23 protein-coding genes are annotated in these 22403 nt (G+C 43.9%); 11 read left to right on the top strand and 12 right to left on the bottom strand.

The genetic code is table 11. The features are described 5' to 3' along the window. Nucleotides 1-11 precede the first annotated feature (11 nt). Genes plsY through LT679_RS13570 form a run of 3 tightly spaced genes read left to right on the top strand, consistent with a single transcriptional unit; the run spans nt 12 to nt 2261 of the window. Nucleotides 12-659, top strand: a complete 648-nt coding sequence (plsY, locus tag LT679_RS13580) for a glycerol-3-phosphate 1-O-acyltransferase PlsY (RefSeq protein WP_232178148.1) — start codon at nt 12-14, stop codon at nt 657-659. A gap of 5 nt (nt 660-664) precedes the next feature. Then, nucleotides 665-1474, top strand: a complete 810-nt coding sequence (locus LT679_RS13575; protein WP_232178147.1) for a M48 family metallopeptidase — start codon at nt 665-667, stop codon at nt 1472-1474. Nucleotides 1475-1517: 43 nt separating this feature from the next. Then, on the top strand, nt 1518-2261 hold the full coding sequence (locus LT679_RS13570; RefSeq protein ID WP_232178146.1) for a YqjF family protein: 744 nt from the start codon (nt 1518-1520) through the stop codon (nt 2259-2261). On the opposite strand, the gene LT679_RS13565 is transcribed toward LT679_RS13570, so the two are convergent. From LT679_RS13565 to LT679_RS13550, 4 genes are all read right to left on the bottom strand, one after another. Continuing rightward, entirely contained in the window at nt 2215-3498 is a 1284-nt protein-coding gene (locus LT679_RS13565) for an anthranilate synthase component I family protein (RefSeq protein WP_232178145.1), read from the bottom strand. The two genes, LT679_RS13570 and LT679_RS13565, sit on opposite strands and share 47 nt — an antisense overlap. 69 nt (nt 3499-3567) lie before the next feature. Further along, a complete protein-coding gene (locus LT679_RS13560) occupies nt 3568-4845 on the bottom strand; it encodes an adenylosuccinate synthase (protein WP_232178144.1) in 1278 nt (425 codons plus the stop codon). 36 nt (nt 4846-4881) lie between these two features. Then, nucleotides 4882-5349, bottom strand: a complete 468-nt coding sequence (locus LT679_RS13555; protein WP_232178143.1) for a Fur family transcriptional regulator — start codon at nt 5347-5349, stop codon at nt 4882-4884. 198 nt (nt 5350-5547) lie between these two features. After that, nucleotides 5548-7773, bottom strand: a complete 2226-nt coding sequence (locus tag LT679_RS13550; protein WP_232178142.1) for a RelA/SpoT family protein — start codon at nt 7771-7773, stop codon at nt 5548-5550. 111 nt (nt 7774-7884) lie between these two features. On the opposite strand from LT679_RS13550, the gene LT679_RS13545 reads away from it, so the two are divergent. The 3 genes from LT679_RS13545 to bshB1 are packed head-to-tail and all read left to right on the top strand — an operon-like array spanning nt 7885 to nt 9740. Then, entirely contained in the window at nt 7885-8505 is a 621-nt protein-coding gene (locus tag LT679_RS13545) for a DUF4294 domain-containing protein (protein WP_232178141.1), read from the top strand. Between the two features lies 1 nt (nt 8506). Further along, nucleotides 8507-9010: a glutathione peroxidase gene (locus tag LT679_RS13540; RefSeq protein ID WP_232178140.1), complete on the top strand. Its 504-nt coding sequence runs from the start codon at nt 8507-8509 to the stop codon at nt 9008-9010. Nucleotides 9011-9014: 4 nt separating this feature from the next. Then, on the top strand, nt 9015-9740 hold the full coding sequence (gene bshB1, locus LT679_RS13535) for a bacillithiol biosynthesis deacetylase BshB1 (protein WP_232178139.1): 726 nt from the start codon (nt 9015-9017) through the stop codon (nt 9738-9740). Between the two features lie 3 nt (nt 9741-9743). On the opposite strand, the gene LT679_RS13530 is transcribed toward bshB1, so the two are convergent. From LT679_RS13530 to LT679_RS13515, 4 genes are all read right to left on the bottom strand, one after another. After that, entirely contained in the window at nt 9744-10175 is a 432-nt protein-coding gene (locus LT679_RS13530; protein ID WP_232178138.1) for a hypothetical protein, read from the bottom strand. A gap of 194 nt (nt 10176-10369) precedes the next feature. Then, nucleotides 10370-11701, bottom strand: a complete 1332-nt coding sequence (gene lat, locus LT679_RS13525) for an L-lysine 6-transaminase (protein WP_232178137.1) — start codon at nt 11699-11701, stop codon at nt 10370-10372. Nucleotides 11702-11841: 140 nt separating this feature from the next. Continuing rightward, nucleotides 11842-12729: a 1-aminocyclopropane-1-carboxylate deaminase/D-cysteine desulfhydrase gene (locus LT679_RS13520; RefSeq protein ID WP_232178136.1), complete on the bottom strand. Its 888-nt coding sequence runs from the start codon at nt 12727-12729 to the stop codon at nt 11842-11844. Between the two features lie 83 nt (nt 12730-12812). Further along, nucleotides 12813-13193 carry a hypothetical protein gene (locus LT679_RS13515; RefSeq protein WP_232178135.1) on the bottom strand — a complete coding sequence of 127 codons (381 nt, stop codon included), beginning with the start codon at nt 13191-13193 and terminating at the stop codon, nt 12813-12815. 121 nt (nt 13194-13314) lie between these two features. Here LT679_RS13515 and LT679_RS13510 point away from each other — a divergent pair, with 121 nt between their 5' ends. Both LT679_RS13510 and LT679_RS13505 read left to right on the top strand, forming a co-directional pair. Then, nucleotides 13315-14358: an RluA family pseudouridine synthase gene (locus LT679_RS13510; protein ID WP_232178134.1), complete on the top strand. Its 1044-nt coding sequence runs from the start codon at nt 13315-13317 to the stop codon at nt 14356-14358. Between the two features lie 72 nt (nt 14359-14430). Beyond that, nucleotides 14431-15264 carry an aminotransferase class IV gene (locus tag LT679_RS13505; RefSeq protein WP_232178133.1) on the top strand — a complete coding sequence of 278 codons (834 nt, stop codon included), beginning with the start codon at nt 14431-14433 and terminating at the stop codon, nt 15262-15264. 6 nt (nt 15265-15270) lie between these two features. Here LT679_RS13505 and LT679_RS13500 read toward each other — a convergent pair whose 3' ends face one another. Further along, a complete protein-coding gene (locus LT679_RS13500; RefSeq protein WP_232178132.1) occupies nt 15271-16491 on the bottom strand; it encodes an ABC transporter permease in 1221 nt (406 codons plus the stop codon). A gap of 85 nt (nt 16492-16576) precedes the next feature. On the opposite strand from LT679_RS13500, the gene LT679_RS13495 reads away from it, so the two are divergent. Both LT679_RS13495 and fmt read left to right on the top strand, forming a co-directional pair. Further along, a complete protein-coding gene (locus LT679_RS13495) occupies nt 16577-17830 on the top strand; it encodes an exo-beta-N-acetylmuramidase NamZ family protein (RefSeq protein WP_232178131.1) in 1254 nt (417 codons plus the stop codon). Between the two features lie 82 nt (nt 17831-17912). Then, a complete protein-coding gene (gene fmt, locus LT679_RS13490) occupies nt 17913-18830 on the top strand; it encodes a methionyl-tRNA formyltransferase (protein ID WP_232178130.1) in 918 nt (305 codons plus the stop codon). A gap of 63 nt (nt 18831-18893) precedes the next feature. Here the strand turns inward: fmt and LT679_RS13485 are convergent, their stop codons facing one another. Then, entirely contained in the window at nt 18894-19655 is a 762-nt protein-coding gene (locus LT679_RS13485) for a hypothetical protein (RefSeq protein ID WP_232178129.1), read from the bottom strand. Between the two features lie 121 nt (nt 19656-19776). Between LT679_RS13485 and LT679_RS13480 the strand changes: the two genes are divergently transcribed. After that, nucleotides 19777-20568 (top strand): DUF3050 domain-containing protein, encoded by a 792-nt coding sequence (locus LT679_RS13480; protein ID WP_232178128.1) that lies wholly within the window; start codon nt 19777-19779, stop codon nt 20566-20568. Here the strand turns inward: LT679_RS13480 and LT679_RS13475 are convergent, their stop codons facing one another. After that, entirely contained in the window at nt 20569-21096 is a 528-nt protein-coding gene (locus tag LT679_RS13475; protein WP_232178127.1) for an acyl-CoA thioesterase, read from the bottom strand. Between the two features lie 44 nt (nt 21097-21140). Then, a complete protein-coding gene (locus tag LT679_RS13470) occupies nt 21141-22403 on the bottom strand; it encodes a type IX secretion system plug protein (protein ID WP_232178126.1) in 1263 nt (420 codons plus the stop codon).

Here is a 22403-nt window from a genome sequence, read left to right as displayed (position 1 = left end):
AAAGCGGGTATATGATATCCATTTATTCAATTACGGCACTCATACTGGCTTACCTTTGCGGGTCTATACCAACAGCTGTGTGGATAGGTTTATCATTTTACGGCATTGATGTGCGTGAATATGGCAGCGGTAACGCCGGCGCTACCAATACTTTCAGGGTATTGGGCAAGCAGGCAGGTATTCCAGTAATGCTTATTGATATCCTGAAAGGGTGGACAGCCACCAATCTCGCTTACATAATCGGTGTATCCACTACCGGCCCGCATAATTCCGTAGCGTTTACTAATTACGCGCTTGCCCTTGGTATAGCCGCGGTAATGGGTCACCTGTTCCCGATATTTGCCGGCTTTAGGGGCGGTAAAGGCGTTGCAACCCTGTTTGGAATGATATTAGCTATTAATCTGCATGCGGCCCTGCTTTGCGTAGTGGTATTTATTGTTGTTTTGCTAATAACGCGTTATGTGTCATTAAGCTCAATAATTGCCGGCTTTACATATCCCATCGGTGTAGCATTTATATTTCCGGTGTATATAAAATCGGTCATTATTTATGGCATGTGCATATGTCTGCTGGTATTAGTAACTCATCAAAAAAATATCGAGCGTTTATTGAAAGGCACGGAGTCGAAGGTTAATTTGTTTAAAAAAAAAGTCACTTAAACTCTATGAAATCATTTAAACCATTTGCAATGCTGGCCTTTGTAGCAAGTGTTGTTGTTTATTCATGCTCCACAGTGCCGCTTACCGGCCGTAAACAGCTTAGCTTAGTTAGCGATGACCAGATCAATCAGGCAGCGGCACAAAGCTATCAGCAATTACTTTCCGATCCGAAAACAAAAGTGATTAGTGGTACAAGTGATGCGCAGCGCGTTAAAACAATAGGTAGCAGGCTTGCCGTTGCAATTGAGAAATATTTAAAAGATAATGGCTATGCCGATCAGTATAATTTTAAATGGGAATTTAACCTGATACAAAGCCCCGAGATAAACGCCTGGTGTATGCCTGGTGGAAAGGTAGCGGTATACAGCGGCATACTGCCGGTTACAAAAACCGATGCAGGTTTAGCGGTAGTAATGGGCCACGAAATAGCGCACGCTATAGCACGCCACTCTGCGGAGCAAATGTCAAAACAGATGGCAGCCGAGGCTGGCGGCGCGGTAGTTGGTGCAGCCACAGGCGGTCAATCGCAAGCTACGCAAGCAGTTATTGGTCAATTATATGGTGTGGGCGGACAGTTAGCCCTGTTAAAATATTCAAGGGATAACGAGTCAGAAGCTGATAGATTAGGTTTAACCTTTATGGCAATGGCCGGTTATGATCCGAACGAGGCAGTTGCTTTCTGGCAACGTATGGCGGCGTCAAAGCAAGCTGGCGGAGCGCCACCGGAGTTTTTAAGTACGCACCCGTCAGACGCTACCCGTATACGCAACATACAGAACCGCATACCCGAAGCGATGAAGTATTACAAGAAATAAAGTATTTTGCATCCCGCCTCTCATAAGGGCGGGATTTTTTTTAATGGCTAAAATCAAATTTCTCACAGCTACCTGGAAAAACCTGGTGATGTTAAATTACGAGGTAGATTCGGAAATATTGAAACCTTATTTACCAGCCGCTACCGAGCTTGATTTGTGGCAGGGCAAATGTTTAGTGAGCATGGTCGGTTTTCTGTTTTTAGACACACGGGTGCTTGGAGTTAAATGGCCCGGACATGTCAACTTTGAGGAAGTTAACCTGCGCTTTTACGTTCGGCATTTTGATGGCAAGGAGTGGAAGCGCGGAACCGTATTTGTAAGTGAGATTGTACCTAAACCCATGATTCCACTTATAGCTAACACGTTATATAAAGAGCATTACCGCCGTTTACCTATGCGGCATCAAATAGCAAGTGTTGACGCTGATCATACCTCATACCTATACGAATGGAAACTCAACGGGCGTTGGAATAAGCTCGGTGCTACGGTCAGCAATAATTTTATACCGATGACGGCCGGAAGCGCGGAAGAGTTTATTTTAGAGCATTACTGGGGTTATAACCGCCGCAGTGATGTAAATTCAATGGAATACCAGGTAGAACATGAGCCCTGGCGAATAGGCGAGGTTACAGATTTTGTGTTTGATGCCGATGTTAAGGCGCTATACGGAGCAACTTTCGAGCCTTACCTTACCGTAAGACCTCAATCCGCGTTTTTTGCTGAGGGGTCGGAAATCAATGTCAGAGCTGCGAGTAGGCTGATGATTGCCCCAATACTTCCAAAATAGCTTTTGCCTTTAATAAACATTCCTCATATTCCTGCTCTGCATCAGCGTTAAAAGTAATGGCGCTACCGGTTTGAAAGGATAGGTATTGATTGGTTGAGTTATATAGCAAGCTCCTTATCACAACATTGAAATCGAAATCCCCATTCGGACTAAAATAGCCTATCGCACCAGAATATATACCCCGTTTGCTGCGCTCGTATTGCTCCATAAGTTGCATAGCGCTGACCTTTGGTGCGCCTGTCATACTCCCCATAGGGAAGGTGTTTTTAATCGCCTCGACATCGCTTATCGAATCATCTTTTTCACAAACAACAGTCGATATCATTTGATGGACATGTTTAAAACTGTATAGACCGAACAGCTCCTCGGATTTCACGGTTCCTGGTTTGGCAGAGCGGGTAAGGTCATTACGCACAAGGTCAACTATCATCACATTTTCCTGTAACTCTTTAGTGTGCCGCTTTAATGATGCCTTGTTTGCTTCATCCTCGGCTGGGTCGTCGCTGCGTTTCGCAGTGCCCTTTATTGGTTGTGAGATTAGTTTATCGCGACGCTTAGCCATAAATCTTTCCGGCGAGGCGCATACAACGTATTTATCCCTCAACTTAAAGTATGAAGAGAAGGGGTTAGGAGAGATGCTGTTTAGTTTGTTATAGATGCTTAGCGGGTTAATAACCGCATTCTCAGCGTAAAACTCCTGGCAAAAGTTGGTTACATAAATATCTCCCCGGGCAATATGCTGCTTTATTTGGTTGGCGGTTTGCAGGTATTCGTCTTTGCTGAAACGGGTTTTTACGTAAGCTGATACCGGTTGATCTGTTGATGGTATCGAGGCCTGCTCAATATCGCCGAGCAAGCTATCCGCATCGTCGCTGATGATTTCTGCCTTATTATTTTTTATCACGATGATATGTTCCGGCGCGAAAAAATACACATCCGGAAAGCCCAACCCATCACGATTGGCTGATGATAAGTTTTCCACCTCGTTCTTCAGATCGTAGCCAAAAAAGCCGGTTACCCAGCCCTGATGTTTTTGCCGGAATTGCTCCAGCTGCTCGAAAGCATTGCCTGCATTTGCGGTTAATTCATCCTTTACGCCTACTGCTATCAGCGCTTCAAACTTGCCATATTTGTCCGTAAAATTATTGGAGTTGAGGCAGCAGCAAACCTCAAAGCTGTGAGCCCAGGCAATTGCTTTTTGCTTAAATTCTTCCGGATTGTTCAGTGAGACGATCACCCTGCAAAAATAATAAAACAAAAGGCCGGATTAACCGGCCTTTAAATGTATATCTGTATAAAAAATATCTTAGTGTAAAACTAACGTTTGTACCCTGTCCGGGCCAACAGACAAATATTTTACCGGAACGCCCAGTTCTGCTTCCAGGAAATCAATGTAAGAGGCCAACTTGGCAGGGATCTGGTCAAGCTCGGTAATGCCGGTGATATCCTCGTGCCAGCCTTCAATCTCTTTTAACACAGGTTTTGGCTCAATCGTGCAAATATCATACGGCATGTAGTCGATAGTTTCGCCGGCATAATCATAATGCGTACAAGCGTATATCTTCTCAAAACCGCTTAAAACGTCAGCCTTAGTCATTACCAATTGGGTAACGCCGTTGAGCATAATAGCGTATTTAAGGGCAGGCAGATCAATCCAGCCGGTACGGCGAGGCCTGCCGGTAGTAGCGCCAAATTCATGGCCAATCTTGCGCAACTCTTCGCCCGTCTCGTCATGAAGTTCGGTAGGGAAGGGGCCGCCACCAACACGGGTACAATAAGCCTTAAAAATACCTATTACATCACCAATCTCTTTAGGAGCAATGCCTAAACCGGTACAAGCGCCGGCAGCGGTAGTGTTTGATGAGGTTACAAATGGGTATGAACCAAAATCGATATCCAGCATAGCGCCTTGTGCGCCTTCGGCCAGTACTTTTTTGCCTTGTTTAATGTAGTTATTAACCAAGTGCTCCGAGTCAACCAGTTCAAACTGTTTGATCAGGTCAATTGCCTCAAAAAACGCTTGCTCACGCTCGCTAAAATCAGCCACCTCGCCGTAAAGCGATTGCAGCATTGATTTATGTTTTTCAACCAAACGGTCATAGCGCTCTTTAAAGTCAGGCAGTGTTATATCACCAATACGCAAGCCGTTACGGCCGGTTTTGTCCATATAAGTAGGACCTATACCTTTAAGAGTGGATCCAATTTTACCTTCGCCCATCTTTTTTTCAGAGGCGGCATCAAGCAATTGGTGAGTTGGTAGTATAAGGTGCGCTTTTTTAGCAATCACCAGGTTCTTTTTCGCGAGCAGGTCATGCCCGGCGTCTTTTAACTTATCAAGTTCTTTTTTGAGAGTGATGGGATCAATAACTACACCGTTACCTATCAGGTTAAGGGTGTTGTTAAAGAAAATGCCTGAAGGAATTGTGTTCAGAACAAACTTTTTACCATCAAACTCAAGCGTATGGCCGGCATTGGGGCCGCCCTGAAAACGCGCTATCAGATCATATTCGGCGCTTAGTACGTCAACTATTTTGCCTTTACCTTCGTCGCCCCACTGGAGGCCTAATAATACATCAACAGCCATTATTTAAATTGCAATATTGTGTGAAAGGCGGCAAAGTTAAACTTTTCTGTCACAAACACCTTCTTTTAATTTAACACAATTTCCGTAAAGGTTTAACGAGTGGTGTTTGATATCAAATTTCAGGATATCGCCCATCATGCTTTGTATCTGCTGTATACGCGGATCGCAAAACTCAACCACTTTGCCGCAGTCGATACAGATGATATGATCATGCTGCTTAAAGCCGTAAGATTTCTCAAACTGGGCCATGTTTTTACCAAACTGGTGTTTGGTCACCAAATCGCATGATACCAGTAGCTCTAACGTATTATAAACCGTAGCGCGGCTAACACGGTACTTCTTATTTTTCATGTGGATGTATAATGATTCCACATCAAAATGGTCGTTACGCGAGTATATTTCCTCTAATATGGCGAAGCGCTCAGGGGTTTTGCGCAGGCTTTTGTTTTCAAGATAGGCCTCGAATATCTTTTTTACCAGTGCTATAGTTTCCTGTTGGGGCATAATTTAGTAGTGCAGTAAAATAAAAAGTAAAGGTATTAATAAAAGCTGATTAGTGGTTAGTTATTGGAGATTAGTAAATGATTATGATTTTGAATTGAAAATAGAGGGCTGAGATCTTAAACGCTAATTTCTAAATCCTAAAAGTAGATGGCAAAAATAATCACCAACTACCAGCCTCTAATCACTAATCACTATTCACTATCCTGCCGCTTTCTCCACCGCCGAATCAAACCGATCAACCGAGGTTACGCCGCGCACTTGTTTCAGTTTTTTAACCAGGTCTTCCAGATGCTGAGTGTCATTTACGTAAACCATTATCGAGCCTTCAAAAATACCGTTATCACTATCAACCGTTATGGATCGCATGTTTACCTTAAAATCGTTTGAAATTACGGTAGTCAGCTTGTTAATCAAGCCAACATCATCAATACCGCGTATGCGTAAGCCGGTCAGGAAGGCCAGTTCCTGCTGATTTGTCCAACGTGCTTTTACAATCCGGTAACCGTAATTGGCCATTAGCTTTGCTGCGTTAGGGCAGTTGGTACGGTGTATCTTGATGCCCTCGCTCACGGTAATAAATCCAAACACATCATCACCGGGGATAGGGTTACAGCAGTTAGCTAGCTTATAATCTATCTTCTGCATATCCTCGCCAATAAGCAGCATATCGCTGTCTTTGGTCTTGATGCTTTTGATGAGGTTTTGTACCTGATCGGCCTCTATCTTATCCTGCGGCTTATTCTCAATTATCTTTTCGGATGCCTGGTATTCTTTCAGGTCCTTCATGTCAATCAAGCCCTTAGCTACATTGTAAAACAGGTCTTGGGTTGATGGCAGCTTAAAGTAGTAGCTTAATTTATGCAAGTTGTCGGAGTTGTAAGTGATCTTCAGCGATTTCAGCTTACGTTCCAGTATCTCTTTGCCGTCCTCGGCAATCTTGCGTTTTTCTTCCTTAAGTGCCGATTTAATTTTGGCTTTCGCCTTTGCAGTCACTACAAAGTTCAACCAGTCCTCTTTAGGAGTTTGCTTGCCCGAGGTGATGATCTCCACCTGGTCGCCGTTTTGCAGCTTGTAGTTAAGCGGCACCAGCTTATGGTTTACCTTGGCGCCAATACAGCTGGCACCTACGTCGGTATGTATCTCAAACGCAAAATCGAGCGCGGTGGCATTTAGCGGTAATTGTATAAGCGCGCCTTTCGGAGTAAAGATGAATATCTCGTCCGAAAAGAGGTTCATCTTAAAATCGTCAATAAAATCGAGCGCGTTTGAGTCAGGATTTTTCAATAGCTCACGCACTTTATGTACCCACTGATCCAATCCGCTATCGGTGCTCGACTCTTTGTACTTCCAGTGCGCCGCGAAACCCTTTTCGGCAATTTCGTTCATACGGGTGGTGCGTATCTGTACTTCCACCCATTGTCCGCGTGGCCCCATTACAGTGGTGTGTAATGATTCATAACCGTTTGCCTTAGGCGATGATATCCAGTCGCGCAGTCGGTCAGGGTTAGGGCGATATAGATCAGTCACTATCGAATAAGCCTTCCATGAATCAGATTTTTCACTTTCGGGCGGACTATCCAAAATAATACGGATTGCAAATAAATCGTATACCTCTTCAAAAGGTATCGATTTCTTTTTCATCTTGTTCCATATAGAATGGATAGATTTTGGGCGGCCAAAAACATCGGCATGCAAGCCCTGGCTTTCCAGCGTACGCTTAAGGGGCTCAATAAAATCACGTATAAATTTTTCGCGCTCAGCCTTCTTCTCGTTTAGCTTACGCTTAATGAGCTGGTAAGTATCCTTCTCCATGTATTTCATGGAGAGGTCTTCCAGTTCAGATTTTATAGCATAAAGGCCCAGTCGGTGCGCCAGCGGCGCATACAGGTAAACTGTTTCTGATGATAGTTTAAGCTGCTTATCACGCGGCATAAACTCCATGGTGCGCATGTTGTGCAACCGGTCTGCCAGTTTTATTAGTATTACCCGTACGTCATCAGCCAGGGTAAGCAGCATTTTACGGAAGTTCTCGGCCTGCAGTGAGCTATTGGTGTCGAAAACGCCTGATATTTTGGTCAGCCCGTCAATAATCTTGGCCACTTTTTTGCCAAACTCACGTTCAATGTCATCCAGTTGTACATCAGTATCCTCAACTACATCGTGCAGCAGGGCACATACAATAGAAGTAGTGCCCAGGCCGATCTCTTCAGCAGCTATTTGCGCTACCGCGATAGGATGGTATATATAAGGCTCGCCCGATTTGCGGCGCATATCTTTATGGCTTTCCAAAGCCATATCAAAGGCCTTGCGTATCATGCGCTTATCACCCTTTTGCAGGGTTGATTTGCTGGCACGCAGCAACGCCCGGTAACGTTTCAGTATCTCTTTTTTCTCAGCTTCCAGGTCAATCACCAAATCTTTCATGTATAGCCTTGCAGTGTAAGTATTTATAATTATTTTGTAACAAAAAATGTAAATTGCGGGTAATAACCAATTACCTAAAAATTTGCACTAATTTTGTGTACAAGTAAATATATGAAATTTATCGGTTTAATACTGTCATGCTTTTGTTGTTTGCCTATGCTGGCGTCGGCACAGGCAGATAGTGCTAAACCACAGATGGTGATTGGCAAAAATGATACCATCAAAACCTATCTTACCGAGAAAGACGGCCAACTGATTCCCTGGATAGTGTTGGCCGACGTGAAGATAGTTGATACCCGCATTTTTGCCAGCGAGGAAGACAGGCTAAAGTATAAGCGCTTACGCTACAACGTGATGAAGGTTATGCCTTACGCCCGTTATGCAGGCGAACGTTATAGGCAGTTACAGCGCGATATTGCGCTTACATCTGACAAAAAGAAACAAAAAGAACTGGTTAAGGCTTGTGAAAAGCAGATTAAGGATTTGTTTAACCGCGAGATCAAGAACATGACAATCAGTCAGGGTGAGGTGCTCATTAAACTTATTGACCGCGAAACCGGTAACAGCAGTTACGCGATGCTTAAGGAGTTGAAGGGCGGCCTTAACGCATTTATGATGCAATCAGTAGCCCGGCTGTTTGGCCATAATTTAAAACAAGAGTACGATCCTGAAGTTGAGCGCGATATAGAAGAGATCATCCGAACATCCGGATACGACAGGGCTTATTATTAAGATGACCGAGAATACTATCTACCAATATGATGTTCCAAAGCTAAACGGCGATCAAATCAATCTCTCTGCCTTTAAAAACAAGGTGTTACTGATCGTTAATACGGCTTCGCAATGCGGCTTTACGCCTCAGCTTAAGGATTTGGCCGCGCTTAAAGAAGAATTTGCGGATAAGGACTTTGAAATTCTGGCTTTCCCGTCAAATGATTTTGGCAGCCAGGAACCGTTGGAAGGCGAAGCGCTTGAGCAATTTTGTGAAGTGAACATTCCCAACTACAGCGTTTTTGATAAATTGAGGGTACGCGGGCCGTACGCGCATCCATTGTTTAAATTTCTGGCAGATAAAAAGCAGAATGGTGCTGTCGGTTCAACGCCCAAATGGAACTTCCATAAATACCTGATAGATCGTACCGGCAGGGTGGTTGATTTCTTTTATCCCTTTACCAGCCCCACGTCATCCAAAATCCGCAAAAAAATAACCCGGTTTTTAGAGGCCGGCAGCAAATAAATATATGTTAAAATTAGATATACTGGTATTGTCTGTACATCCCGACGATGCCGAACTGGGTTGTGCAGGTGTTTTGCTTAAGCACATAGCCATGGGCAAAAAAGCAGGCATAGTTGATTTAACCCTTGGCGAGCTGGGCACGCGCGGTACGCCTGAAATACGCGCTAAGGAAGCAGCAGTATCAGGCGAAATTTTAGGACTTACTGTACGCGAAAACCTGGAGATACCCGACGGTTTTTTTGAAAATACAAAGCCTTATCAATTAAAGGTGATAGAGGCGATACGTAAATATCAACCGGAAATAATCATTACTAATGCTTATCATGATCGTCATCCCGATCATGGTCGCGCCAATCAATTGGTAGAGTCATCGGTGTTTTTATCAGGCCTGCGCCGTATTGAGACTTTCAGTGACGGAAAATTACAGGATGTGTGGCGCCCGAATTTACTGCTGCATTTTATACAGGACAGGTACATTCAGCCTGATATAGTGATAGATATTACCGAACACTGGGATAAGAAGATTGAAAGCGTGCTGGCATTTGGTTCGCAGTTTCATAACCCGGATTGGGATCCTAACGAACCACAAACCTACATTTCATCGCCTGACTTTATAAAGGTAGTTGAAGCCCGTGCTTTAGAGTTTGGCAAAAATATAGGTGTACGATATGCTGAAGGTTTTACTTCAACAAAAATATTGGGGGTTGATAACCTGTTTAATTTACGTTAAGGCTTAAGCCTTAACGTAATCAAAACGATTATTGTCGCGGCTTTTCTCGCGTCTCAGCTTTTGCTCGTTCACCAATTTTAATAAGATGCCGGATAGCTCGGATGTTTTAAAGTCCGAATCGTAATTATCCTTACAATAGTTAGCTATGGCCGAAATGGAGCGAGGCACATCAAAAAAATCTGTAGCTAACAATTGGTTAAGTACCCGTGTGGCACCTGGTTTTTTGCGATAGGGAAAACCGCCGGCGTTGTCGCCGTCTGTTTTAAAACGCTGTGCACGTTTGCCGAACTCGCCATCCTCAAGCCTGTCGGTATCAATAAGCACGTCAAAAAGTTTTTCGGCTATGCGTACCTGTACGGCTTCTGATTTGAACGTGTTTACAACTTCAGATATCTCTGCCAGTTGTCTCTTCAGCTTCTCCATTTGTTTGTTCATGACAGGATCGGTTTTTCATGATCAGCAAACTTTGGGTTTATATTAAACCGTAAGTCGCTTAATTGATAATATAATTTTATAGCCAAAGGGCATATTTTTAAATAACGAATTTTAACGATTATAGTATTTTTAATACAAAAAAAGCGCCTTTTTGATGTCGAAAAGGCGCTTGTAGCAATATTATTACACTTTTGTTATAATACACGGCATATCTCTTCGAGCACGTTCAGCCCTTTATCAATGTCTGCTTGCTGAATAACGAGTGATGGCCTGAAGCGTATGGTACGTTCGCCACAACCTAAAAACATTACGTCGCGGTTAAGGCCTTCCTGTAAAAATCTGTTGCGTGTTTGCTGATCCGGAAAGTCAAATGCCGACAGTAAGCCTTTACCCCTGATATTGCTGATGAGGTTTGTTTTACCAGCTATATCCGACAGCTGTGTTTGCAAATAGGTCCCCATTTGCGCTGCGTGGTTACAAAGGTCATCCTCGGCAATAATGTCGAGTATCTTAGAGGCACGCACCATATCGGTAAGGCTACCGCCCCAGGTAGAATTTAAACGCGATGATGTATTGAAGGTATTATGTTCCACCTCGTCAACACGCTTACCTGCCAATATACCGCATACCTGCATTTTTTTACCAAAAGCAATTATATCCGGGCGGGCTTTTTCACCAAAATGTTCATGGCACCAAAACTTTCCGCTTAAGCCTACACCTGTTTGCACCTCGTCGTATATCAGCAAGGCGTCATGCTCGTCGGCTAATTGGCGCAACTGTCCGGCAAATTCCTTACGCATGTGATTGTCGCCACCTTCCGCCTGTACAGGCTCAACTATGATGGCGCAAATGTCATCCTTATTGTCAGCAAATGCCTTTCTGATCTGTTCTATTGATGCAGCTTCACGTTTGAGCAGGGCGTCATAGTTAACATCAGTTAAGGGATATTCTACATACGGGAATGATACCCGCGGCCAGTCAAACTTGGCGAACCATTTGGTTTTAACTGCCTGCGTATTGGTTAAACTCAGCGTATAGCCTGAACGGCCATGAAAGGCATGCTCAAAATGCAAAACCTTATGGCCTTTTTCCTGTGTGTAGCCCTTAGCAAAGTTCTTTTGCACTTTCCAGTCCATGGCAACCTTCAACGCGTTTTCAATGGCCAGCGCGCCACCTGATATAAAAAAGGCATGCGGCAGGTAATCTGGTATGCCAACCCTTGCAAAGGTTTTAACAAATTGCGCATACTGTTCGGTATATATATCAGAGTTTGACGGATTGGTCAGCGCCGCCAAAAGCAGGTTCTTTTTAAAAGCCTCGTCATTAAGCATCTTGGGATGGTTATACCCCAAAGGGATAGATGCAAAGCAGGAAAAAAAATCGAGCAGGGTACGTTTATTTTTTGAGTCGAAAATGTAAACACCCTCACTTTTTTCCATATCGAAAGTAAGGTCAAATCCGTCGGCTAAAATATGTTTTGCCAAAACGTTGTGCACGTTTTCGGGGGCTACATCTAAATGGTACATAACTAAATAAGTTTATAAACAAACATACTAAAAACGCCCAAAAAATTAAATTTAAGCGGTTTTTGAACCGTATGTCAAAAAAGTAAGTTTAAAATGTTTAAAGCTGTATTTTATACCGGATGTAGATTTGGTTTATAGTTTCAGAATTTGTTGGCCATACCAAAAAGGCCCATTATACCGCCGGTATGCACGGCAAGTATGCGGCTGCCCGACGCGAATTCGCCCTGCTTTACCATATCAACCAAAGCGTAAAGCATCTTGCCGGTGTAAACTGGTTCAATTAAAATTCCGGTTGCTGCGGTAAATGTTTTTATAAAGCCGATAAGCTTAGGCGTTGTTTTGGCATAACCTCCAAAATGATATTGGTTATGTAAATGAAAAGGATGCGGGTGAGTCAAGAATTTATCAATATCATTCCGCAAAAAATTGCCATTCTTAAGCGCAGGTATGGCGTGGAATTGTGTTTTAAGTTGATGTTTATTTAGTCCGTTAATAATGCCTGCCGCTGTGGTGCCGGTACCGCAGGCGCAAAATACGTGATCAAACGCAAAAGGCAATTCGTCAACTAATTCACTGCAGCCCAGGGCTGCCTCGGGCGAGGCGCCGCCTTCGTCAATAAAAAAGGCATTTGTATCGCCGGCGAAATGATTATTGAAAAGAGCTGCCTTATCACGATAGCTCTCGCGGCTGGTAAATATCAGTTGCATACCATGCAGCCGGCATAAAAGCAGGGTGTCGTTTTGCACTTCCTCACCACGCACAAATCCGGTGGCCTTAAAGCCAAACTTAGCTGCGGCTGCGGCAGTGGCCAATAAATGGTTAGAGTAAGCTCCGCCAAAGGTAACCAAATGCTGTTTACTTTCGGCATCCGCTTTTTTTAGCAGGTATTTCAGCTTACGCCATTTATTGCCTGATATTAACGGATGGATCAGATCATCGCGTTTTACGAATACCCGCACACCATGTTTAGTAAATGCCGGCAGGTTTACTTCCTCCAATGGACTATGTATCTCCAGATCCAAGCGCATAATTGTAACACGGCATAAACCGCGTTACAATATTAAGAATTAACTAAGCCAACGCCGAAAAACAGGTGAACGTTATGTGCGGCCTATTTAAATTGTGCTGATCGCACCGGGATATCTTTCCCAATAAAATGTACCGTCATTTCATGCGGGTCTACCGTAAACTGCCATGTAAGCTTCCCGGCTGTGTTGTTAATTGCCGGTACGGATTGATATGCAAGGATGTATTCAGTCTGCATTTCCCCGGTCAATCGCGTGACATCAAACGATATATCTTTAATTTTTATATCCGTTAGATCCGGACTTTCTCCTTTGGTTTGATGGTAATATTGGCAGGTGGTTAGTAACACCTCGTTATTTTCCTCGTCGGCAAATAAATCATCTATAAAATCATTCGGGCTTATCTTAGATGATATCAAATTGGTCATATCAGTCTCAATTACTGATATAGTGAACTCCTCTTTCATGTGAATATGGTTGAATAATTGGTTTTTTAACGGTTAATTTTACGGTAACATAAATTTGAAGGTTACATCACATAAAATTCAATACGTAACAAATTGGTTAAAAACGGTTACTTTTGCGCTAATGGCCGAGGATATAGAACTGATAGAACAAGAAGAGCAGGATTTGTACGAGCACCTGCGCATTGTGGTTGACAAAGGGCAATCGCTGTTGCGTATTGATAAGTTTTTGATGCACCGGGTAGAGAATGCCTCCCGTAACCGTATACAAAACGCTATTGACCTGGGTAACGTACTGGTTAACGATAAACCCATAAAATCAAGCTATAAAGTAAAGCCGCTTGACATTATATCAGTTGTGCTGCCACATCCGCCGCGAGACACTGAGGTTTACCCGGAAGATTTACCGCTTAACATTGTTTACGAAGACGATGATGTGCTCATTGTAAATAAAGAGCCGGGTATGGTGGTGCATCCGGGGTATAATAACTATACGGGTACTTTGGTGAACGCGCTGGTGCACCATTTTCAGCAATTGCCAACCATGCCGGGCAATGATGGCCGCCCGGGATTGATTCACCGTATTGATAAAGATACCTCTGGTTTGCTGGTGATCAGCAAAAACGAGCGTTCCATGAATTACCTGGCCAAGCAGTTTTTTGATCATACCATTACCCGTAAGTATATTGCCCTGGTATGGGGAGATATTGCCGAGGATGGTACGGTTACCGGCTATATAGGCCGCAGCCACAGCGACAGGCGGGTAATGGATGTGTATGACACTGAAGAAAAAGGCAAATGGTCTGTTACGCATTACCGCGTATTAGAGCGTTTAGGATATGTTACCTTGATAGAGTGCCAGCTTGAAACCGGCCGCACGCACCAAATACGCGCGCACATGAAACACATAGGCCACCCACTGTTTAGTGATGCTACCTATGGCGGTGATAAAATTTTAAAGGGTACCGTTTTTACCAAATACAAACAGTTTGTTGAGAATTGCTTCGAGATGATGCCAAGGCAGGCCCTGCACGCGCAAACGCTGGGCTTTAAGCATCCAACACAAAAAAAATATGTGGGCTTTGAGGCTACTTTGCCCGCTGATTTTGAGTCGGTTTTACAGAAATGGCGTAAATATGCCAATACCAACAATCAAAAGCAGGACTAACTGTATTGAAACAATACAGGGCAAGAGTTGTCTAAAATCACATCTTAACATCAAAAACGTTTACCTACAGGCATGCCTTTGTACATCAATTTTAATGGCGAAATTGTACCTGCTGATTCCAAACTGTTAACTACCGCCAACCGTAGTTACCGATATGGGGATGGCTTGTTTGAGAGTATGCGAATGATGAAAGGTAAACTCAAATTTGCCGACCTGCACGCCGACCGCTTGCAGCGCGGTATGAAGGCGCTTAAAATTGATGGCTATTCGCAAACCGATGCCTGGTTTTTAAAAAATAAGGCCGAAGAACTTGCCACCCGCAATAAGGCTAAGCACGCCCGTTTACGCCTGACTGTTTATCGAGATGCGGATGGTTTGTATACGCCAACGCAAAACAAAATGGGTTACAGCCTTGAGTTGCAACCGATGGATGAGCCCCGTTATTTTTTGAACGATAAGGGCCTGATTATGGATGTGTTTACCGAACTGCCTAAGCCTTCCAACTATCTATCGGGTATAAAAACGTGCAACTCGCTTATCTACGTAATGGCAGGCATCTACAAAGAGCAAAACCGTTTGGACGATGTATTTCTGCTAAATCAAAACGGCTATCTCTGCGAAGCCAGCAGCTCTAATATATTCATCTGGTATAATAATCACCTGTATACCCCGGCTTTAAGCGAAGGTTGCGTTGAAGGGGTGATGCGTCAGGTGGTTATCAATTTAGCTAAAGCAAACAACATTGGTGTTACCGAGGCGCAGATAAACCCGGAGATACTATACGAGGCAGATGAAGTGTTTTTAACTAATGCCGCGCGTGGTATACAATCCGTAATGGGCTTTGGTGTAAAGCGTTATTTTAACCGCCTTAGCAAGGGTTTACTTGATGAGCTGAATAAACTTTAGAACTAATTACTTAAAGCGGATAGCTTTAACCGGTAATATCTTGCTAACCAATGCCGATGGGATCAGTAGCACCAGTAGGCAAACCACCAGTGTACCGGCGTTAAGTAAAAACACATCCAGCCAGTTTATTTGTACCGGTACAAAGGCCATGTAATAGGATGCAGGGTCTAACTTAAAAAAGTGTGTTTGGTGCTGAAATAAACCGAGGCCAACGCCAAATAAATTGCCTAATATCAATCCAAGGCCAATAAGATAGAACGCGTTGTACAAAAATATTTTTTGAATACGCCAGTTGGTCGCACCCAATGCTTTAAGCATTCCTATCATGGATGTACGCTCCAAGATCATGATCAGTAAAGCCGAAATCATATTGATTACAGCAACTATCAGCATCAGTATAAGCATAACGCGGGCGTTAACATCCAGCAGTTGCAGCCACTCAAAAATGGTTGGGTAATTTTGTTGTATGGTGTATGATTTAAGGCGCACCGGTATAACGGTATCCATATAAATGTCAGCCTTGTCCAGCTTATCAAAATCAGCTACACGAACCTCATAACCGCCAATTTCATTATTTTCCCAATTGTTAAGGCGCTGAATAAGCGGCAGGCTGCCTATTACAAAGGTTTTATCAACCTCGTCAACCCCTGAGCTGTAAATGCCGCTTATGGTTAGCTTACGTTTACGCAGGGGCTCCTGCACAAAATACATCAGTATATCATCGCCTGCTTTTAGCTTTAGCCTGTCAGCCGTATGGCGCGATATCATTACCTGCTCGTTCGCTTTAACTGAGTCGCTAAAATCAATGTATTTACCTTCAAGTAACGTTTTGGCGAATACCTTCCAGTCGTACGTTTTATCAACGCCTTTAAGCACTATGCCCTCAATCTCGTCATTAGCCTTTATAATAGCCGGTTTGGTGGCAAAGGGTTTTATACTGATGATTTGCTTGTCTTTTAAAGCTTGCTGAACAAAGTGATCATCCTTTACAAAAGGTGAGTTCTCGTAGGAGTTGTTAAGGTCGAACTTCACCACCTGCATATCCCCGGCAAAGCCACGGATTTTTTCGCGTATCTCCTGCTTAAAGCCTTTTACAATGGCGATGGAGAGGATCATTACCCCCAGGCCCAGCATAATGCCTACCACAGCAATCCGTACGATCAGTTTTGAGAACGTACGTTTTGATTTAAAGGTAATACGGCCGGCAATAAACGACGAAAAATTCAAAGCAGTATGATTTTTGTAACTTCGCAAATATGCGGTTTTACCGCTAAAAAACGTTTACTTAAATTACCAACTGAAAAACTTATATATGATACCCGCTACAATTTTTTTACGCTTAGCTACCACCGGTATGTTGCTGGGCGCCACAACATGCGGCCAGCCCGTAACCGAAAGCTCAAAGCCTGCTGCCAAAGCTGATACCGTTGCTGTTAACAAGCAACAAGCCCCGGCAAAAATAATTACCGCTGCCGACCGCACTGAGGCCTACGTAGATCAGCTCAAAGGAAAAAATATAGGTATGCTGATCAATCAAACATCGATAATTGGGACGGACGGTAAACTTACCGTGGACAGCTTGTTAAAAAGGGGTGTTAGCATAAAAAAGATATTTGGTCCCGAACATGGCTTCAGGGGTAATGCCGCTAATGGCGCCAAGGTGGGTGACGAGGTTGATCAATCAACGGGCTTGCCGGTAGTATCCTTGTATGGCAAACACTACAAACCCACCGCCGACGATTTAAAAGGCATCGATATGATGGTTTTTGATATTCAGGATGTGGGTGCGCGCTTTTATACTTATATATCAACCCTGCATTATGTGATGGAAGCCTGCGCCGAGAATAATATTCCGCTGATGGTATTAGACAGGCCCAACCCTAACGGATTTGTTATTGACGGGCCAATTATGGACCCCGCTTATAAATCATTTGTGGGCATGCACCCTATACCTATCAGCCACGGTATGACGATGGCCGAATATGCGCAGATGATTAATGGTGAAAAATGGCTGAACAACGGTGTACAATGTAATTTGAAAATTGTAAAGATGGAAGGCTACACGCATCAGTCGGACTACACGCTGCCCGTGCACCCGTCGCCCAATCTAAATACACAACAATCTATTTTATTATACGCCAGTACTTGTTTGTTTGAGGGTACCACATTTAGCCTGGGCAGGGGTACCCAATTCCCGTTCCAGGTAGCTGGCCATCCATTGCTCAAAGGCGAGTTTGATTTTTCGTTTACACCGATAAGCATTCCGGGAGTGAGTGATAATCCACCGCAAAAAGGCAATACCTGTTACGGTATCGATTTGCGAAATTATGATGCATCGGTATTTAAAAAAACAGGCAAGCTTAATTTGACCTGGTTGATGGATATGTATAAGGCATTTCCTGATAAGAGTAAATTTTTTAATGCCTATTTCCTTAAACTGGTAGGTACAAAAGCCTTGCAACAACAAATAGCGGCCGGTAAAACCGAATCACAGATACGGGCTACCTGGGAGCCGGGGTTAAGTAAATTTAAACAGATGCGCAGTAAATATCTCTTATATCCGTAAAATGGCATAAAACTGATTTTTGATATAAAACTTTTCGGGCGCGATGCTTATTTTTATGCAATACATCTAAAAAACAAATACCATGAGAATTGTATTTATGGGCACCCCCCAATTTGCCGTAGCATCGTTAGACGCTTTGATAACCTCCGGTTGCGATATTGTGGCCGTAGTTACCGCGCCCGATAAGCCCGCTGGCAGGGGGCAAAAAGTAAGCGAGAGTGCCGTAAAGCAATACGCCGTAGCCAACGGCATCAAGGTATTACAACCCGAAAAGCTGAAAAGCCCGGAATTTTTAGAGCAGCTTAAGGCCTTAGAAGCCGACCTGCAAGTGGTGGTTGCCTTTCGTATGTTGCCTGAGGTAGTGTGGAGTATGCCGCCAAAAGGTACTATAAACCTGCATGCCTCGCTTTTACCACAGTACCGCGGCGCGGCGCCTATCAACTGGGTGCTGATAAATGGCGAAAAGGAAACCGGCGTAACTACCTTCTTCTTAAAACATGAAATTGATACCGGAGATGTGCTGTTTACAGAGAAGGTAACCCTCACCGGCCAGGAAACCGCAGGCGAACTACATGACCGCTTGATGAACAAAGGCGCAGGCCTATTGGTAAAAACTGTTAAAGCTATTGAAAGTGGCCGCTATCATGAGCATCCGCAGCACCAATTGGGAACAGGAGAAGAGTTGCAACACGCCCCAAAACTGACCAAAGAACTTGGCGCGATTGATTGGACGCAACCGGCATTGAAGATATACAATTTGATACGTGGCCTTAGTCCGGTACCAACGGCCTACACTACTTTAAATGGCAAAATATTAAAAATATTTAACGCTGAGTATTCCGAAACCGAACCCGGAATACAACCCGGCGGCTTTTTAACCGATAATAAAACCAATCTTAAATTTGCAGCTCCCGATGGCTTTATCATCCTGACCGATGTACAGTTGGAAGGTAAGAAGCGAATGGGTATAGAAGAGTTTTTAAGAGGGGTAAGGCTGTGATCGCATAATACATAAAAGAAAAGCGGCAGATCAATCTGCCGCTTTTCTTTTATAGTCCTTTTTTCATGAACCGGTTCGCTCTTTAACGGTTGGATTGGTATCGCCGTACATAGGTAGCACGCGCGCTTCTTCCCGCAGGTGTTTCAAACGTTTCTTCATGTAGGTAAAGCCATTTAGGCGATAGATGTACAGGAAAATAAATGATGTAGCAATGGCGCCGAAGGTGTGCCATAAAAAGTGCGTACCCATAGGCAACAATGCCTCGGTGTCAATTATCCTGAAAAACAGTGCGAAGCCAAAACTTATAAATGCAGCCGCTACTAATGAGCCATTCTTCCAGTTGGTTTTTATTAGCAGAATAAGCAAAGGCACTACTATCATCATCACCATTACGCCGTAGTTTATGCTGAACATAATATGCTTGTCATAAACCAAATATAGCTCGCGTAAGCCAACTTCAACAGCGCCGAATGCCACCAGTGCTATTACTGCCCATTGCCACTTGCCCGTAACTTTAATGATAAAGAACATACTGGCCAGCATGCAAAGCAAGGCAATTGGCACCCAGTCCAGGTACATAAAAAACCGCCATTGCCTAAAGCCGTGGTAAACCGTGCTGCCAATACAACCGGTTAGCATCAGCATGGTGGCTATACTTAAAAATGCGTGACGCTTGTTAAAGCCGCCAAGCTTATTAAGCCAATATATACCAGGAATTAAAAAAAGTGCTGATGAAACCATGTTCCATGGTTCAGGAAACAGGTTATGCATATTGGTTTCAGTGTACAGCGCTGAACCATCGGCCGGTAAAATATCTGTCAGCATGAAGTGTAAGTTTTATACTTCCATCAACACCGCTGTGCAAAAAATGTTGTGCCGGTATCCTAATTTATAGCGCTTCCGAATAATGACATGCAAATAATATTTAACCTGCTAAATTTGCCGCATGAACTACACGGAACGGATTGAGCAGTTAAAGCAAGAGATAGCGCCTTTACGCGCGAAGTTAATTGATCACGCCTTATACAAACAAATGCAAAGTGCTGATGATCTGGGTGTTTTTATGGAACACCATATATTTGCCGTGTGGGATTTTATGTCGCTTTTAAAAGCACTTCAACAAAAGCTTACCTGTACCGATGTGCCCTGGGTGCCGGTAGGCAGTGCAAATACCCGTTACCTGATTAACGAAATTGTTACGGGTGAAGAAAGCGATGTTGACCAGCATGGTAATCGCGTGAGCCATTTTGAGCTTTATCTGCAAGCTATGGAGCAGGCGGGTTTTAACATACAGCCGGTTAATAACCTGTTGCAGCAATTGGCGCAAGGTAAAAGTGTTAGCGATGCATTGAATGCAGTGGGTATACCTGCAGCCGCTGTCAAGTTTGTGCAACGTACGTTTAATGTAATTGCTACCGGGCAAGGGCATTTAATAGCGGCGGTGTTCACTTTCGGCCGTGAGGACTTGATTCCGGGTATGTTCATTAGCATGGTGAAAGGGATCAGCGACAGCGCACCGGGCAAGATAGATACCTTTGTTTATTACCTCGAACGCCATATTGAAGTTGATGGTGACCACCACTCGCACCTGGCTTATGAAATGACTGCCGAACTTTGCGGCGATGACGATGCCAAATGGCAATCAGCTACCGAAGCGGTTAAACAAGCCTTTCAGGCGCGTATCGATCTGTGGGACGGTATACTTGCCGAAATAAATGCTTTAAAGCAGGAGGCGTAATTACACTTCTTTTTTAGCGGCGGTAAATAATGCTTTAAGCTCAGTTGCATCATCGGGGTGCATGCGGCCAGCAAGTATCAGGCGCAACTGCCTGCGGCGTAATGCTCCGTTGTAAAGTTCTATTTCCTTTTCGGTTTGCGGTTCAATTTCCGGTACGGCTATGGTGCGGCTGTTCTCGTCAAGCGCTACAAAGGTATAGTAAGCCTCGTTGCATTTTATATTAGTGCCCGATGGCATATTTTGCGCCCAAACATCCAGCTTAACTTCCATCGAGGTGTTGAACGCCCGCGTGACCTTGGCCTCAATGTTAATTACATCGCCCAGTTTAACGGGCTGCTGAAAAGATACATTATCAACTGACGCGGTAACCACAATACGGTTGCAATGCTTTTGTGCCGATATGGCTGCGGCAATATCCATCCAATGCAGCAGACGGCCACCCATAAGGTTGTGCAGGTAATTGGTATCATTGGGTAATACCAGTTCATTCATTATGGTTAGCGAGTCTTGCGGGGTCTTTAAAGTCATATACAATTGGCGATGTTGCTGCAAATATAGCAAAATACAAGCCGCTACCGGTTTTGGTTTTTGGCGGTGCTTATTTGCTGAAACCCGGCCAGTTCTTCCCAACGTGCCCCGGGCGGGCGGTAGTAGATGAAAAGTTGGTAGTCATTCCCTGTTTCGTAATGGCTACCCTCAATTACGGTATCATCAGCTTGTTTAGTAGCGTTGTCTATCCAAACATACTCATAATCATACACGCCCTGTTTTAAAAGCAGCATGGTGGTAAACCTGCCGCTAGCTGCATCAAACTTTAATGCGCTGTTAGCGTCAGGCTTAAAATTGTTAAAACGGCCAATTACGTAAGCACTGCCTTCGGTAGCGCTTTTACGCGCATCAATACTGAAAAACACACGGGCGTAATCAGCATCAACTCGTGGGTCGCTACCATCCTGGTTTAAAATAAAAAAGTTACCGTTGTTATCAAACTGAAACTCGTAAGGCTGCCCGTTGCGGTTGATGTCTGTATTCAGTTGTACGGAAAAGCCGGTGTCTCGGTAAATGCGGTTTATTCCGTGGGCGCCAGCTTTAAGCGATCGCATATCAAAATACCTGAACTCGTTACGGCCGGCAAAATCATTAGCGTTAACGTTATTATAAATCAGTTGCGTGCCGCGTATAATGTTAGGTTCGCGATTTAAAATACTGGCATCGCTGCGGTAATTCTGCATAATCAGCACCCGCATATCGGTTGCCGGATTTTGTATACGCAACTGGCCGAAGTCAACTGTAAAATTCAGCTTTTGGTTGGTTTGCCGGTGCTGTACATTATTTGACGGAACAATAGTTGCCGCTACTGACACGCGAGAGTTGAGCACATACAGCTTTCGCGTGAACACCAGCTTCTGCTGATCACCGTCCTCATAAACCTTCAAAATATAATTACCGGCGTATTTTGGGATGATATTGGCATTGGGGAAGATGATCTCATAATGCACATATTTTTGATAAGTGCCAGACGAATATTTATAGTTAATGATCTGGTCTTCGGTAAAGCTCTGCAAATACTCCGCAGGAGCCAGGCGCGAGGAATTCCAAAGTGCATCGCAATGCTCCAGGGTATAATAAAAATTGCTGGTTTGGCCAGTAAGGTCATCAAAACCCAGTACCAGCTTATCACCCGAATTAAGGTTGATTGCCGGCAGCGAGCCAGCCTTGCTCTGGTTATAAAGCTCAATACTTTTTATGTTAGCGCGATAAACGCTATCGGTATATTGTTGAGCCGAACTCTGATAGAAAAAAAATAAAAAAAGGACTAAAAGGTATTTCTGCAT

Origin of the sequence: Mucilaginibacter roseus (assembly GCF_021215455.1) — a bacterium.
GTDB classification, from domain to species: domain Bacteria; phylum Bacteroidota; class Bacteroidia; order Sphingobacteriales; family Sphingobacteriaceae; genus Mucilaginibacter; species Mucilaginibacter roseus.
Note: the sequence above shows the minus strand (reverse complement) of the source record. Positions and strands in the feature narration are given on the sequence as shown.